The organism is Halostella sp. PRR32 (assembly GCF_034808085.1).
Taxonomy (GTDB): Archaea; Halobacteriota; Halobacteria; order Halobacteriales; family Natronoarchaeaceae; genus Halostella; species Halostella pelagica.
The window spans coordinates 116,326-132,077 of sequence record NZ_JAXHGL010000003.1; the positions used below are offsets into that span (position 1 = coordinate 116,326).

Sequence of the window (15,752 nt, forward strand, 5' to 3'; positions counted from 1 at the left end):
GTCCTTTTGGCAGTGCCCTGCGTACACGTCCGTATGATACTCCGACGCACGGCCGCCTGGTTCGTCGCGGTGACGGGCGCGCTGGTCGCGGTCAGCGGACGAGCGCGAGCGCACGTCAGGTACGTCACTGAGGGGTCAGGGGATCCCGTCGACGCGATTCGGTTTGTCGTCGACGTGTTGGGCGATCCGGTGAACGCTGCGTTGTTCGCGGGCGGTGGCCTCGCTCTCGCCGCGACGGTCGCCGGATACCTTCGATTCCGACCGGCCGCGTACGATCTGGCCGTGTTGCGGACCACGCTCCAGGAGTATGTCGACCTCGTCCCGTGGATGCTCCGCCTGAGCGTCGGGCTCCCCCTCGTCGGCGCGGGCTTCGCGGGCTACTTCTTCAGCCCTGCCGTCCCTGCGGTGACGCGGCTGTTTCAGGTCGGCATCGGCTTCTTCCTGCTTTTCGGGTTCGCAACGCGGTTCGTCGCCGCCATCGGCCTGATCGGCTACCTCGTGCGCCTCCCGTTCGATCCCCTGCTCCTCCTCGCGAGCGAGTACGTCGGTGCCTTGCTAGCTATCGTCCTCGTCGGAAGCGGCCGGCCCAGTGCCGACCAGATGTTCAAGGAACTCGCGGACAACGACCGGACGATGTACTCCGAGATCGATCCCGTCCGGGGCGTCTCCCGTCGGTTCGACGCTCTCGTCTCCCCCTACGAGGACTACGCGGCGACGGCCGTCAGGATCGCTCTTGGCGTCAATTTCATCATCCTCGGGTTCGTCGAGAAGCTACTGAACCCAGGCCGCGCGCTTCAGGTCGTCGAGAAGTACGATCTGACTGCGGTCGTCCCGGTCGAACCCGGTATGTGGGTCGTCGGTGCCGGTCTGACGGAGATGGCGCTGGGATTCATACTGATACTGGGACTGTTCACTCGCGCCAGTGCCGCCGTCGCGTTCGTCCTCTTCACCACCACGCTGTTCGGCCTGCCCGACGACCCCGTCATCGCGCACATCTCGCTGTTCGGCCTCGCGTCGTTGCTGTTCATCACGGGTAGCGGCCCCCTCGCGCTCGACAACTGGCTTCACGGTCGAACGGCGACGGTCGACACGTCGACGACCGGAACCGAGGAAGCGACGGATGTCGAGGAAGCGCCAGCCGGAGATGTCGGAGCCGGCGGCCCATCCGAGTCCGAGTAACGGTTCCGCGAGTGACGGCTGTGGGCCGGAACCGCCCGCTTGCTACGACTCCGCCCCGAGATCGTAGCCGTCGCTCTGTAATCGAGTGAGTTCGCTGTCCCCGACGGATACATCGCTTCTACCGATACGTACGACGCCCGGACGACCGCTAACGTGAGACTCCGATCCCTTTTACGCTCACGGCCAGTACAACCGGGTATGACTGAGGTTTCCGAGCGGGTCGGGGTCACGTGCCCGTCCTGTTCACCGGACGTCGAAACTGTCCACGAGGTGCTCAAGCCCGGTGGACAGGCAACGGTCCGCTGTACGGAGTGTAGCCACGTTCACAAGACGAGTATCGAGACTGACGAGGACGTCACGCGGGACGTCGTCGTTTCGCAGGAAGGTGAGTCGTTCACCGCGACCGTCGAGGCTCCGCCCGAGGAGAGCGTCGCCGTCGGCGAGGAGTTCGTTCTCGAAACCGAAGAGGCGATCATGACCGTTCGCATCACCGGTCTGGAAGTCGGCGAACAGCGACGGGTGGAGAAAGCGAGCGTCGAAGACGTCGAAACGTTCTGGACCCGTGCAGTCGGCAACGTCAGCGTCAACACGACGATCCACCCGAAAGAAGGGACAGGCGGTCGCGAGGATACTCGAAGCATCGACGTCCACGTACCGGGCGACTACCAGTTCGAAGTCGGTGAAACCGAATCGTTCGGCGACGAGGAGTTCACCGTCGAAGGGATCGCGATCCGCGACGACGCCGAGGGGTACCGGTTCGACAAACTCGACTACGAGGGCGACAGCGCGATGGCGAAAGACATCAACCGCCTGTACGCACGCGACGAGACGACGTCCGCCTGGTCCGCCTGGTAAGCCATGTTCGGGGGTGGGAACAACTACGTGGACCGACGGGACAAACTCGTCGACCGACTCGCGAAGCGGGTCGACGACGAGGCGACGCTGGAGGCGATGCGTGCGGTCCCGCGTCACGAGTTCGTCCCCGAACCCCGGCGCAACAGGGCCTACGAGGACCACCCGTTGCCGATCGGCGACGACCAGACTATCAGCGCGCCGCACATGGTCGCCATCATGACGGACGTGCTCGATCTCTCGCCCGGCGAGACGGTGCTGGAAATCGGCACTGGGTGCGGGTACCACGCCGCTGTCACCGCCGAAGTCGTCGGGGCTGAGAGCGTCTATAGCGTCGAATACAGCGCCGCTCTCGCCGAACGGGCGCACGAAACGCTCGCGGGTCTCGGCTACGGCGAGATATCGATCCGTCAGGGAGACGGCCACGAGGGGTGGCCCGAACACGCCCCCTACGACGCCGCGTATCTCACCTGCGCGACTGCATCAGTGCCGGACGCCGTCCTCGAACAGGTTCGGACCGGCGGTCGGGTCCTCGCTCCCGTCGGGAACCGCCGTCAGCGGCTCGAACTGCTCCGCAAGACCGAGGTCGGCCTCGAACGCAAGGACCACGGTGGCGTCCGGTTCGTGGAGATGCGCGGGAAGTAACGCCACGACGTCACAACGCGTCCGAGAGCCGCGATTGTTTCTCCGCGTTGATAGGACAGGGACAGACAGTCCCGGACCCAAGCGCGCGATTCTTAACCGTCGAGGTCGGTAGATCGAGTATGGAACCCGCCGTACTGCGCGACGACATGGTCGACAGCCTCGAACACGAGGCCAAGGGGGTCGTCCGGAGCGACCGCCTCAGCGTCGCCATGCGCGCGGTGCCGCGCCACGAGTTCGTCACGGACGAGCGGGCCGCCTACGCCGACACCGCACACGAACGCCTCGGCACGCGTGTCCTCGCGCCCAGCACCGCCGCACGCCTGCTTGAAGCGCTCCGGCCCGAGCCGGACGACTCGGTTCTCGTCGTCGGCGCCGGCGTCGGCTACACCGCGGCCGTCCTCGCCGAGATCGCGGGCGAGGCGAACGTACACGCTATCGACATCACCCGCCGCGTCGTACTCGACGCGCGGGAGAACCTCGCGGACGCCGGCTACGAGGGCGTTCTGGTCGACTGCCGCGATGGCGCAGATGGTCTTCCCGAGTACGCTCCCTTCGACCGCATCCTGCTGGAGGCCGCCGCCGTTCAGCCGCCGGACGCCCTCCTCGACCAGCTCGCAGACGACGGGCGCCTCGTGATGCCGATGGGCACGAAACAACAAACGCTGACTGCGGTCGAGAACGACGGGTCGACGTCGCTCGGTTCCGTCGCGTTCTCGCCGCTGCTCGTCGAGGGTGAGCAGTCCGGATCCATCGAACGCAACCGGACGGCCCGCGAGGACCGCGAGATCGCCAGACGCGAGGCGCAGTCCCGTCGCGGGTGGGAACAGGACTGGATAAACTGGGACGGCTGACAGTGCGGGACCGCCGGTCGGTGTTTCATCTCTCCGGCTTCGGCTCCGTCTCCCAGCCGACCCGTCCGCGTCTCATACTGTCGGCTGTCACTTCGGAACGGTACTCGGATCCCCGAGGGTTCGATACCATTCAAGGGATGACACCCGACAGTATCAGTCTTGCACCACGAGTATCGCCGTGTTCGCTCTCCGGTCGACGTACTCGTCGCCGCTCGGCGGTTTGATATCCACCTCCAGTTCACCCTCGTCCTGATTCGGCCCGAGTTCCGGCGAGACGGCGATAGTCGCCGTCCCGTCGTCGCCGGTCGTCGCCGTCTTCGTTTCGTCGAGGTCTGCCGAATCGCCGCGCACGACGACCGTCGCGTCGGCCACGGAGTTCCCGTCCTCGTCGACGACCAGCACTTCGAGATCCTGGTTCCCCGGTGTCACTACATCCGGGGACGGCTCCGCGTCGAGTTCGGTCACCGCGAGGCTACCGACGCCGCTCAACATGTTCATCATTACGCCGAGACTGGCGACGCCGACGACGAGTGCGATGACGAGTCGGATCGGTAACCCTTCGATAGCGCGTTCGTCGTCGGGGAATCGGTCGAACGTTCGCATGGCCCGGTGTGGCCCCGGTTTCCTACATAAACCCTCGTCCGGGGGTTGAAATACGATGGTGGGCCCACACCCGCTGTGACTCCGGACGACCGACCTCACGACCCGTCCGCCGACGGTCCTCGGACCGACGTGATCGGCCGCGCGGACGCCGACGGGCCGACGGCTGCCCTCGGCCGTTTCCGCGCTCGCGACGGGAGTTCCGGTGCGCCGTGTCGCCTCGACGTCGACGGTCCCCACGCCGCGCTCGTCGTCGGCAAGCGAGGATACGGCAAGTCCTACACTCTCGGCGTCCTCGCGGAAGAGCTCTCCCGCGCATCGGGCGTCGCTCCCATCGTCGTCGATCCGATGGGCGTGTTCGACGGGTTAGCGGCGGACGGCGGCGACGTGACGGGGTGCGTTCGGTCGTCGCCGTCGGTGACGGCAGACGCCGTCCCGCCGCGAGCGTGGTGCGAGATGCTCGGTCTCGAACCCTCGTCTGGCGCGGGCGCGCTGGTGTGGCAGTCGGCGGCTGCCGCGGGGTCGCTCGCGGAGATGCGAGCGAGAGCAAGCGACGCCGACGCTCCCGCCGAGCAGCGCCGGGCGGCGTCGAACCACCTCGCGCTCGCTGATTCGTGGGGCGTGTTCGCGCCGGACGGCCTGACCGCCGCTGACATCGCGTCCGGGGCGGTGACCGTTCTCGACGTTTCCGGACTCTCCGAAGCCGCGATGAACGCGGTCGTCCGTGCCGTCGCCGCGGGGGTGTACGAGGCGCGGGTCAGTCGGTCGATTGACCGCCTGCCGTGGGTTCTCGTCGACGAGGCGCACGCCTTCTTCGACGGCGTAGCGGGCCCGGCGCTTCGACGGCTCCTGACTCGCGGTAGACATCCCGGCGTCAGCCTCGTCGCGGCGACGCAACGGCCCAGCGCACTCCCCGCGGTCGCCGTCTCGCAGGCCGATCTGGTGCTGGCCCATCGGTTGACATCTCGGGCAGACCGCGAGGCGTTGGAAGCCGCGCGTCCGACGTACATGGGAGCGTCGTTCGCCGAACGGTCGCCGACTAACCCGGGTGAGATCACGCTCGTCGACGACGCCAGCGAGGCGGTTCACGCGGTGCGTGTTCGAGAGCGGGACACGGTTCACGGCGGAGCGAGTCCGCGGGCGAGCGATGAGAATTGAGTCTGCCAGTAGTCGCACCGCTCGGCGATGAAACGTCCCGCTAAGAAGTCGAGTTTCGGAAGAAGCGCCCGAGGCGGGATTTGAACCCGCGTCACGACCGTGACAGGGTCATATGATGGGCCACTACACCACCCGGGCTTTCCTCTGCAATCGTACGTTCTGCCTGCCATTATTAAGGGGTGTCGATTTCGGCCTGGTCCCGTGTGGATAGTCACCGCCCTGCAGTCCGACGTGCGACTCGTTGTGTTCAAATCCCTTTGTCAGTTTCCACACGTTTTCAGCCGCACCGCTCGGCGATGAAACGACCCGCTAAGAAGTCGAGTTTCGGAAGAAGCGCCCGAGGCGGGAGTACGCGATTCCGTCGCGCACGCCGACTGACGAAGTCAGTCGGAATTTGAACCATCTGGACTTCGGTCGCGGCGCTCCCTCGTCCCGTAGTTCAAATCACGGACGCGCCGCTCTTCGATTTTGCAGGTGTTCGCGACACGCAAGGCGGTCGCTCGAAGGGGAGAAATCGAAGAAGCGCCCGAGGCGGGATTTGAACCCGCGTCACGACCGTGACAGGGTCATATGATGGGCCACTACACCACCCGGGCTGAACGCATCCTATCGTATCCGGGTTACACCCTTAAGACTTTCCAAAGATCCCCGCCGTGTGAGTGACCTGCGCACGTCCGCAGTCGGGCAGATCCGTGCCATCTCCCCACAAACGATTTATACTCTTCTCACGTCGTTCCGGATACCTGATCGACAACACAGCTGATCTCGGCCGCCGTCGGATCCGCCCTTTTCTTGCGTAGCCGCGCGTGCCAATAGACTTGGTAAGCCTTAAATCCTCCCCGTGTGTAACTCACTGTAGTATCTCGTGATAGCCGCTTCTTCCCTAGTCAGACACACATGGTAGACGTAAGCCAACACAACCTGGTACCAGAGCACTCCGTCCTCGACGAGGCCGAGGTCGACGAGGTGCTGGCCGAGTACGACATAGACCGGACCGACTTGCCGAAGATCAAACGCGCCGACCCCGCGCTGCCGGACGAGGCCGAGGTGGGCAACGTGATCGAGATCATCCGGGACTCCCGAACAACAGACCAAGCAGTCGTGTACCGACTGGTCGTAGAATAATATGGAACAAGAAGACAGACGTTCGATCTCGAAGGAGTATTTCGGAAAAGAACGGCTCGCTGAACACCACTACCGCTCGTTTAACGCCTTCCTTAACCGTGGAATGCAGGAGGTCGTCAACGAAAAAGAGACTATCGACACAGACATCGGCGACAAGGAGGGCGAGGAACCGGTTCACGTCGAACTCGGCGACGTCCGCATCGTGACGCCGCGCGTTCGCGAGGCCGACGGTAGCGAAGAACTGCTGTATCCGCAGGAAGCCCGTCTCCGGAACATCACCTACGCCGCGCCCGTGTTCATGGAGATGGAGATCGTCAAGGGCGACCCCGAGGAGGGCGAAGACCGAGTCGTCGACAGCACCGAGACGAAGGTCGGTCGCATGCCGATCATGGTCGGCTCGGACAAGTGTAACATCGCAGGATTCTCCGACGAGGAGCTAATCGAGATCGGCGAAGACCCCGCCGACCCCGGCGGCTACTTCATCGTCAACGGCTCCGAACGTGTGCTGATGACGAGCGAGGACCTCGCGCCGAACAAGATCCTCGCCGAGTACGACACGAAGTACGGCGACGAGATCCAGGTCGCGAAGACGTTCTCACAGCGCCGGGGGTACCGCGCGCTGGTTCTCGTCGAGCGAACCCGTGACGGCCTGCTCGAAGTGTCGTTCCCGTCGGTTTCGGGGAGCATCAACTTCGTCACGCTCGTCCGGGCGCTCGGCCTGGAATCCGACGAGGAGATCGTTCACCGCGTCTCCGACGACCCGGAGATAGTGAAGTTCATGCTGGAGAACCTGGAGGCGGCCGACGTCCAGACTGAGGAAGGTGCCATCGAGGAACTCGGCGAACGCGTCGCCAGCGGCCAGGGCAAGAACTACCAGCTAAAGCGTGCGAACTACGTCATCGACCGCTATCTCCTCCCGCACCTCCACGAGGAAGGCGTCGACGAGGAAGACGTCCGAATCAACAAGGCGTACTACCTCTGCCGGATGGCCGAGGCCTGCTTCGAACTCGCGCTCGGCCGCCGCGAGTCCGACGACAAGGACCACTACGCGAACAAGCGGCTGAAGGTCAGCGGCGACCTGATGCGGGACCTTTTCCGGACGGCGCTGAACAAGCTCGCCCGGGACGTGAAGTACCAGCTCGAACGCGCGAACATGCGCAACCGTCAGCTGTCGGTCAACACCGTTGTCCGCTCGGACGTACTGACCGAACGGCTGGAACACCCCATCGCGACCGGGAACTGGGTGGGCGGCCGCTCCGGCGTCTCCCAGCTCGTCGACCGGACGAACTTCATGGGCGTCCTGTCGCACCTGCGACGGCTGCGCTCGCCGCTTAGCCGTTCGCAGCCTCACTTCGAGGCGCGTGACCTGCACGCGACTCAGTGGGGACGCATCGGCCCGTCGGAGACGCCCGAGGGACCGAACTGTGGCCTGGTGAAGAACTTCGCGCAGGCGATGGAGCTCTCACAGAACGTCGAGGACGAACAGGGACTGAAACGAGAACTGGCGTCGATGGGTGTCGAGGGCATTCCCGGCATCGAAGGCGTCGACCGACGCGCGGAGGGGGACTAACACATGAGTCAGCAACAAGAACGCGAGGCGAAAGTCTACGTCAACGGGAGCCTGGTCGGGACCCACCCGGACCCGAACCAGCTCGCGGAACAGATCCGAGAAGCACGGCGACGCGGTGACGTCAGCGAGATGGTGAACGTCTCGGTGAAAGACCGCACTCGCGAAGTTATCGTCAACGCGGACGCGGGACGCGCCCGCCGCCCGCTGCTCGTCGTCGAAGAGGGCGAGACGCTCGTCTCCGACGACGAGATCGCAGCCGTCAAAGACGGGTCGCTCGACTTCGACGACCTTGTCGATAGCGGCTACATCGAATTCATCGACGCCGAGGAGGAAGAAGACATCTACGTCGCCGTCGACAACGACGACGTCTCCGTCGACCACACGCACATGGAGATCGACCCGCAGCTGATATTCAGTATCGGGTCAGGCATGATCCCGTACCCGGAACACAACGCCTCGCCGCGCATTACGATGGGCGCGGGGATGGTCAAGCAGTCGCTCGGCCTGCCGGCGGCGAACTACCGCATCCGCCCGGACACGCGCCAGCATCTCCTGCATTACCCGCAGCTCTCGATGGTCAAGACCCAGACTACCGAGCAGATCGGCTACGACGACCGCCCCGCGGCGCAGAACTTCGTCGTCGCGGTCATGTCCTACGAGGGGTTCAACATCGAGGACGCGCTCGTGCTCAACGGCGGGTCGGTCGACCGCGCGCTCGCCCGTTCGCACTTCCTGCGCACCTACGAGGGCGAGGAACGGCGCTACCCCGGCGGACAGGAGGACCGCTTCGAGATCCCGAGCCAGGACGTCCGCGGCGCTCGCGGCGAGGACGCCTACACGCATCTGGACGAGGACGGCCTCGTGAACCCGGAGACGCAGGTCGACGAGAACAGCGTCCTGCTCGGCAAGACGAGCCCGCCCCGGTTCCTCGAAGAACCGGACGACATGGGCGGTCTGTCGCCCCAGAAACGCCGCGAGACGAGCGTCACCATGCGCTCGGGTGAGAGCGGCGTGGTCGACACGGTGACGCTGATGGAGGGCGAGGACGGCTCCAAGCTCTCGAAAGTGTCCGTCCGCGACGAGCGTATCCCCGAACTCGGGGACAAGTTCGCGTCGCGACACGGCCAGAAGGGTGTCGTCGGTCACATCGCTCCCCAGGAGGACATGCCGTTCACGCAGGAGGGGGTCGTGCCGGACCTCATCCTGAACCCGCACGCGCTACCGTCGCGGATGACAGTCGGCCACGTGCTGGAGATGATCGGCGGTAAGGTCGGGTCGCTCGAAGGCCGCCGCGTCGACGGGACCGCCTTCACCGGCGAGGACGAGGACGAACTCCGCGGGTCGCTGGAGGAGAAAGGCTTCGACTCCAGCGGGAAGGAGATCATGTACTCCGGCGTCACCGGCGAGAAGATCGAGGCGGAGATCTTCGTCGGGACCATTTTCTACCAGAAGCTCTACCACATGGTCTCGAACAAGCTGCACGCTCGCTCGCGCGGGCCGGTGCAGGTGTTGACCCGCCAGCCGACCGAGGGCCGCGCCCGCGAGGGTGGCCTACGCGTCGGGGAGATGGAACGCGACGTTCTCATCGGCCACGGCGCGGCGATGGCACTCAAGGAACGACTCCTCGACGAGTCCGACCGAGAGTTCATCCACGTCTGTGGCAACTGCGGAATGAGTGCCGTCGAGAACGTCGAGCAACAGCGCGTCTACTGTCCGAACTGCGACGAGGAGACGGACGTCCACGAGATCGAGATGAGCTACGCGTTCAAGCTCCTGCTAGACGAGATGAAGGCGCTCGGTATCGCGCCGCGACTGGAACTGGAGGACGCAGTCTAACATGCCCACGAACCAGACACCCAAAGAGATCGGCGAAATCAGCTTCGGGCTGATGGACCCCGAGGAGTATCGGGACATGAGCGCCACGAAGATCATCACGGCCGACACCTACGACGACGACGGGTTCCCCATCGACATGGGGTTGATGGACCCGCGTCTGGGCGTCATCGACCCCGGACTGGAGTGCAAGACCTGCGGACAGCACTCCGGTTCCTGTAACGGGCACTTCGGCCACATCGAACTCGCAGCCCCGGTCATCCACGTCGGCTTCACGAAGCTCATTCGTCGTCTGCTTCGAGGGACCTGCCGCGAGTGCTCGCGGCTCACGCTGACGGAGGACGAAAAACAGGAGTTCCTCGACCAGCTCCAGACGACGAAAGACCTCGATAACGACGTCAACGACGTGACGAAGGCCGCCATCCGGCAGGCCCGCAAGGCGGACCGTTGTCCGCACTGCGGCGAGGTCCAGTTCGACATCAACCACGAGAAACCGACGACGTACTACGAGGTTCAGCAGGTCCTCTCCAGCGAGTACCCGGAACAGATCGCCGCCGCGATGCAGGGCGACGACGAGGAGGACGAGGAGCCGACCAGCCCCAACGAACTCGCCGAGAAGACGGATATCGTCCTCTCGCGCGTCAACGAGATCCTCTCGGGCGAGTTCCGACCGCGCAAGGAGGACCGCAAGGCGATAGAGAAGGCCCTCGGGATCGACCTCACCGAGGAGGACATGAACAAGCTGATGCCGAGTGACATCCGGGACTGGTTCGAGGACATCCCGGACGAGGACATCGAGGTACTCGGCATCAACCCCGAGCGGTCCCGACCCGAGTGGATGATCCTGACGGTGCTACCGGTGCCGCCGGTGACGGCCCGTCCCTCCATCACGCTCGACAACGGCCAGCGGAGCGAGGACGACCTCACGCACAAGCTGGTCGACATCATCCGCATCAACCAGCGGTTCATGGAGAACCGCGAGGCCGGTGCGCCCCAACTGATCATCGAGGACCTCTGGGAACTGCTGCAGTACCACGTCACGACGTTCATGGACAACGAGATCAGCGGGACGCCGCCGGCGCGTCACCGCTCCGGCCGCCCGCTGAAAACGCTCAGTCAGCGCCTCAAGGGCAAGGAAGGCCGCTTCCGCGGCTCCCTGTCCGGGAAGCGCGTTAACTTCTCCGCCCGTACCGTCATCTCCCCGGACCCGACGCTCAGCCTGAACGAGGTCGGCGTCCCCGACCGCGTCGCCAAGGAGATGACCCAGACGATGAACGTCAACGACCGGAACCTCCGGGACGCTCGTCGCTACGTCTCCAACGGTCCCGAGGGTCACCCCGGCGCGAACTACGTCCGACGACCGGACGGTCGCCGGCTGAAGGTGACCGAGAAGAACTGCGAGGAGCTCGCGGAGAAGGTCGAACCGGGCTGGGAGGTGAACCGTCACCTCATCGACGGCGACATCGTCGTCTTCAACCGCCAGCCGTCGCTTCACCGGATGTCTATCATGGCGCACGAAGTCGTCGTGATGCCGTACAAGACGTTCCGGCTGAACACCGTCGTCTGCCCGCCGTACAACGCGGACTTCGACGGCGACGAGATGAACATGCACGCCCTGCAAAACGAGGAGGCCCGCGCGGAGGCGCGCGTCCTCATGCGCGTGCAGGAACAGATCCTCAGCCCGCGCTTCGGGGAGAACATCATCGGGGCCATCCAGGACCACATCAGCGGGACGTACCTGCTGACACACACGAACCCCGAGTTCAACGAGACGCAGGCACTGGACCTGCTGCGCGCTACGCGCATCGACGAACTGCCCGAACCGAGCGGGAAGTACGAGGACGGCGAACCGTACTGGACCGGACGGGACGCCTTCTCGGAGCTCCTGCCCGACGACCTCAATCTGGAGTTCACGAGCGAGGCCGGCGACACGGTCGTCGTCGAGGACGGCCAGCTCGTCGAGGGCACCATCGACGAGGGCGGCGTCGGCGCGTTCGGCGGCGAAGTCGTCGACACCATCGCCAAGGTGTACGGCAAGACGCGAGCCCGACAGTTCATCAACGAGGTCGCCTCGCTGGCGATGCGCTCTATCATGCACTTCGGGTTCTCCATCGGCATCGACGACGAGACGGTGCCGCAGGTCGCCGAGGAGCGCATCAACGAGACGATCACCGACGCGAACGACCGCGTCGAGGAGCTGATCGAGTCGTACGAGAACGGCGACCTCGAGTCGCTCCCGGGCCGCACCGTCGACGAGACGCTGGAGATGAAGATCATGCAGACGCTCGGCCGCGCGCGTGACAACGCGGGCGACATCGCGGAGGAGCACTTCGACGACGATAACCCGGCAGTCGTGATGGCCGAGTCCGGGGCGCGTGGGTCACTGCTCAACCTGACTCAGATGGCCGGCTGTGTCGGCCAGCAGGCGGTCCGCGGCGAGCGGATCAACCGCGGCTACGAGGACCGCACCCTGAGTCACTACAAGCCCGACGACCTATCGGCCGACGCCCACGGCTTCGTACAGAACTCATACACGAACGGCCTGACCCCGCGGGAGTTCTTCTTCCACGCGATGGGTGGCCGAGAGGGCCTGGTCGACACGGCAGTCCGGACGTCGAAGTCCGGATACCTGCAGCGCCGTCTCATCAACGCCCTGTCCGAACTGGAGACGCAGTACGACGGTACCGTCCGCGACACCGGCGACACCATCGTTCAGTTCGAGTTCGGAGAGGACAGCACCAGTCCCGTGAAGGTGTCCTCCGGCGAGGAGAACGACATCGACGTCGACAGGATCGCCGACCGGGTTCTGGAAGCCGAGTTCGACGGCGACGAACTCCAGGAGTTCCTCGGCGAGAAGCAACCGGCAACCAATCTCTCGGAACACGCCGAATCCCGGCGGATGGACGCCGCCGGTGACCGCGGCGCAACGAGCGTCGCTTCCGAAGCCCCCCAGGTGAACGATGACTGAGATCACCGACGACATCGAGGCCGTCGTGGAGGACACGAACCTCCCGAAGCGGCTGAAAGACCAGGTGTACAGCACGGTCGACGAGCGAGACGGCGTCACGGTCGAACAGGCCGACCAGATCGCAAAGGCGGTCGAGAACCGCTATCTCGACACGCGGGTCGACCCGCTCGACCCGGTCGGCACCGTCTCCGCCCAGTCGATCGGCGAACCTGGCACCCAGATGACGATGAACACGTTCCACTACGCGGGCGTCGCGGAGATCGACGTCACGCAGGGGCTGCCGCGGCTCATCGAACTCGTCGACGCTCGGAAAACTCCCGACACGCCGATGATGACGGTGTTTCTGGAGGACGAGTACGCCGACGACCGCGAGCGCGCCCACGAGGTCGTCTGGGGGATCGAGGCGACGAAGATCCTCGCGCTCGGTGACATCTCCACGAACGTCGCCGACATGCGCGTCCAGATCAGCCTGAACGAGGACACGCTGCAGGAACGCTGGCCGCGCGTCGACAGCACGGACGAGATCGCCGGCGAGATCGCCGGGATCATCGAGGACTCGCTGGGCGTCACGACGGTCCAAGACGGGACCAGCGTCGAGTTCGGCCCCGAGGAGCCCAGTTACCGCGACCTCCTGCAACTCGTCGAGGAACTGCGCGACATCACCTTCAAGGGCATCGAGGAGGTCAGTCGCGTCGTCATCCGCAAGGAGGAGTTAGACTCCGGCGAGGAGTTCGTCCTCTACACCGAGGGGTCCGCATTCGGCGACGTGCTCTCTATCGAGGGCGTCGACGCCTCCCGAACGACCTGCAACAACATCCACGAGATCTACCGCAATCTCGGCGTCGAGGCCGCCCGCGAGGCGATCATCAACGAGACGATGGACACGCTCGAAGAGCAGGGGCTTGACGACGTGAACGTCCGGCACCTGATGCTGGTCTCGGACATCATGACCAACGAGGGGACGATCGAGTCTATCGGCCGGCACGGGATCTCCGGGTCGAAAGACTCCGTACTGGCCCGCGCCGCGTTCGAGGTGACCGTCAATCACCTGCTCGACGCCGCCATCCACGGCGAGGTCGACGACCTGAACGGCGTCACCGAGAACGTCATCGTCGGCAAGCCGATCAAGCTGGGTACCGGCGACGTCGACCTCAAGATGGGGTCGTTCAGCCGGCAGTCCGGACAGGCTGACTGATGCCGACACGCACCCTCACCGACGCTGCACGGCAGTTCATCGCCGCCTTCGAGCAGGCGACCGACGCAACGGCGCGGGACTGCGTCGTCTTCGAGGGTGAGTCCGACGACGCGGCGGACTCGGCCGACGACGGACCGGGCGACGACCGCGTAGTCATCCTCGTGACCGCGGGCGAGATGGCGGAGGCCATCGGTCCCGGCGGTCAGCACGTCCGCCGCGTCGAGGACCGTATCGGCAGGGACGTCAAACTCGTCGAGGACGCCGACACAGCCGAGGCGTTCGTCGCCAACGCCCTGTCGCCCGCAGCGGTGTACAACGTGACGATAAGCGAGGACGACGAAACGATCGCCTACGCCGAGGTCGCGGAGGAAGACACCGGCGCGGCTATCGGTAAAGGCGGCGAAAACATCGACACTGCGCGGACGCTGGCGAAGCGCCACTACGACATCGACGACGTACAGTTGACGTAGCGGTCGGGTCTCCCCGTCTCCTCTCAGCCGTTCTCCTGACCGGATTCGGCTCGTGCGTCGCGCAGAACTAGTCCACCGAAACGCGTTCAGATACCGTTATCACCCCCTGTCGAGGCTCCTGCTTCCGTAACTCCCCGTCGCAAAAGGGGATGCTTAAGTGCCTCCGTTAGCTACTGGGTTGTACTATGGCAAACGGCAAGTACGCCGCGCGCAAACTCAAGCAGGACCGCCAGAAGCGACGGTGGTCCGACTCCGAGTACGCCCGCAGAGAGCGGGGTCTCGGGGAGAAGTCCGACCCGCTTGAGGGTGCGCCCCAGGGTCGCGGTATCGTCCTCGAAAAGGTGGGCATCGAAGCGAAACAGCCCAACTCGGCCATCCGGAAATGCGTCCGAGTTCAGCTGATCAAAAACGGGAAGCAGGTCACCGCCTTCTGTCCCGGCGACGGAGCTATCTCCTTCATCGACGAACACGACGAGGTCACTATCGCCGGCATCGGCGGTGCGAAGGGACGAGCGATGGGCGACCTCTCCGGCGTCAACTACAAAGTCGAGAAGGTAAACGGCGTGAGCCTGATCGAACTCGTCCGCGGGAACGCGGAGAAACCGGTGCGATAACCATGGCGGCAGAGGACCAGCCCGAACCGGACGAACCGGTGGGCACGGACGACGACGCCGTCGGTGCGAAGCTGTTCGACCGGTGGGAGGTCACGGGCATCGAGTACGGCGACCCCTCCACCGAGCGGTACATCACCGTCACTCCCATCGCACACACGATGGGTCGTCACGCTTCCAAGCAGTTCCAGAAGTCCGAGATCAGCATCGTCGAGCGGCTCATCAACCGTCTGATGCAGACCGAGGAGAACACGGGGAAGAAACAGCAGTCGCTGAACATCGTTCGCGACGCGTTCGATATCATCCACAACCGCACGGAGGAAAACCCCGTGCAGGTGCTCGTCACGGCCGTCGAGAACGCCGCGCCGCGCGAGGAGACCGTCCGCCTGAAGTACGGTGGCATCTCCGTCCCGAAAGCCGTCGACGTCGCCCCGCAGCGCCGCGTCGACCAGTCGCTGAAGTTCATCGCCGAGGGCGTGTACAACGCCTCGTTCAAGAGCACGACCGACGTCGAGGAGGCGCTCGCCGACCAGTTGCTCGGTGCCGCTAACTACGACGTCCAGACGTACTCGATCAATCAGAAAGAAGAGAAAGAGCGCGTCGCCGCCGCCGCACGGTAATCTTTTCTCTCTCTCGTTTCTCACTCATCGTCCAGTGCCGACAGCGTTCGCCGCCGGTCAGTTCGTCCCCGGCGT

Annotated in this window: 14 protein-coding genes and 2 tRNA genes; 13 read left to right on the forward strand and 3 right to left on the reverse strand. The window is 64.8% G+C overall.

What is annotated here, in order from left to right:
* The first annotated feature begins 33 nt into the window (after positions 1-33).
* The 4 genes from SM753_RS10455 to SM753_RS10470 all read left to right on the forward strand — a co-directional run bounded on the left by SM753_RS10455 (position 34) and on the right by SM753_RS10470 (position 3,527).
* Positions 34-1,179: a DoxX family protein gene (locus tag SM753_RS10455; protein ID WP_323191560.1), complete on the forward strand. Its 1,146-nt coding sequence runs from the start codon at positions 34-36 to the stop codon at positions 1,177-1,179.
* Between the two features lie 198 nt (positions 1,180-1,377).
* Positions 1,378-2,034 carry an HVO_0476 family zinc finger protein gene (locus SM753_RS10460; protein ID WP_323191561.1) on the forward strand — a complete coding sequence of 219 codons (657 nt, stop codon included), beginning with the start codon at positions 1,378-1,380 and terminating at the stop codon, positions 2,032-2,034.
* A 3-nt stretch (positions 2,035-2,037) separates the two neighbouring features.
* On the forward strand, positions 2,038-2,676 hold the full coding sequence (locus SM753_RS10465) for a protein-L-isoaspartate(D-aspartate) O-methyltransferase (RefSeq protein ID WP_323191562.1): 639 nt from the start codon (positions 2,038-2,040) through the stop codon (positions 2,674-2,676).
* 119 nt (positions 2,677-2,795) lie between these two features.
* A complete protein-coding gene (locus SM753_RS10470) occupies positions 2,796-3,527 on the forward strand; it encodes a protein-L-isoaspartate O-methyltransferase (RefSeq protein WP_323191563.1) in 732 nt (243 codons plus the stop codon).
* Positions 3,528-3,680: 153 nt separating this feature from the next.
* Here the strand turns inward: SM753_RS10470 and SM753_RS10475 are convergent, their stop codons facing one another.
* Positions 3,681-4,130: a carboxypeptidase regulatory-like domain-containing protein gene (locus tag SM753_RS10475; RefSeq protein WP_323191564.1), complete on the reverse strand. Its 450-nt coding sequence runs from the start codon at positions 4,128-4,130 to the stop codon at positions 3,681-3,683.
* A gap of 75 nt (positions 4,131-4,205) precedes the next feature.
* On the opposite strand from SM753_RS10475, the gene SM753_RS10480 reads away from it, so the two are divergent.
* Complete coding sequence (locus SM753_RS10480; protein ID WP_318282339.1) at positions 4,206-5,285, forward strand: DUF87 domain-containing protein; 1,080 nt, start codon at positions 4,206-4,208, stop codon at positions 5,283-5,285.
* 65 nt (positions 5,286-5,350) lie between these two features.
* On the opposite strand, the gene SM753_RS10485 is transcribed toward SM753_RS10480, so the two are convergent.
* Positions 5,351-5,423: transfer RNA gene (locus tag SM753_RS10485), tRNA-Asp, on the reverse strand.
* A gap of 385 nt (positions 5,424-5,808) precedes the next feature.
* Positions 5,809-5,881: transfer RNA gene (locus tag SM753_RS10490), tRNA-Asp, on the reverse strand.
* Between the two features lie 301 nt (positions 5,882-6,182).
* Here SM753_RS10490 and SM753_RS10495 point away from each other — a divergent pair.
* The 8 genes from SM753_RS10495 to SM753_RS10530 all read left to right on the forward strand — a co-directional run bounded on the left by SM753_RS10495 (position 6,183) and on the right by SM753_RS10530 (position 15,677).
* Positions 6,183-6,410 (forward strand): DNA-directed RNA polymerase subunit H, encoded by a 228-nt coding sequence (locus SM753_RS10495; protein ID WP_135533897.1) that lies wholly within the window; start codon positions 6,183-6,185, stop codon positions 6,408-6,410.
* A 1-nt stretch (position 6,411) separates the two neighbouring features.
* On the forward strand, positions 6,412-7,980 hold the full coding sequence (locus SM753_RS10500; protein WP_135533896.1) for a DNA-directed RNA polymerase subunit B'': 1,569 nt from the start codon (positions 6,412-6,414) through the stop codon (positions 7,978-7,980).
* Positions 7,981-7,983: 3 nt separating this feature from the next.
* Complete coding sequence (rpoB, locus tag SM753_RS10505) at positions 7,984-9,816, forward strand: DNA-directed RNA polymerase subunit B (protein WP_135533895.1); 1,833 nt, start codon at positions 7,984-7,986, stop codon at positions 9,814-9,816.
* Position 9,817: 1 nt separating this feature from the next.
* A complete protein-coding gene (locus SM753_RS10510; RefSeq protein WP_323191565.1) occupies positions 9,818-12,781 on the forward strand; it encodes a DNA-directed RNA polymerase subunit A' in 2,964 nt (987 codons plus the stop codon).
* Positions 12,774-13,976 (forward strand): DNA-directed RNA polymerase subunit A'', encoded by a 1,203-nt coding sequence (gene rpoA2, locus SM753_RS10515; RefSeq protein WP_135533893.1) that lies wholly within the window; start codon positions 12,774-12,776, stop codon positions 13,974-13,976. Before SM753_RS10510 ends, rpoA2 begins: the two co-directional genes overlap by 8 nt.
* Positions 13,976-14,446 (forward strand): NusA-like transcription termination signal-binding factor, encoded by a 471-nt coding sequence (locus SM753_RS10520; RefSeq protein ID WP_323191566.1) that lies wholly within the window; start codon positions 13,976-13,978, stop codon positions 14,444-14,446. The genes rpoA2 and SM753_RS10520 overlap by 1 nt, the downstream gene beginning before the upstream one ends.
* Positions 14,447-14,631: 185 nt before the next feature.
* On the forward strand, positions 14,632-15,060 hold the full coding sequence (locus tag SM753_RS10525; RefSeq protein ID WP_135533891.1) for a 30S ribosomal protein S12: 429 nt from the start codon (positions 14,632-14,634) through the stop codon (positions 15,058-15,060).
* Between the two features lie 2 nt (positions 15,061-15,062).
* Entirely contained in the window at positions 15,063-15,677 is a 615-nt protein-coding gene (locus SM753_RS10530) for a 30S ribosomal protein S7 (RefSeq protein WP_135533890.1), read from the forward strand.
* The last annotated feature ends 75 nt before the right edge of the window (positions 15,678-15,752 follow it).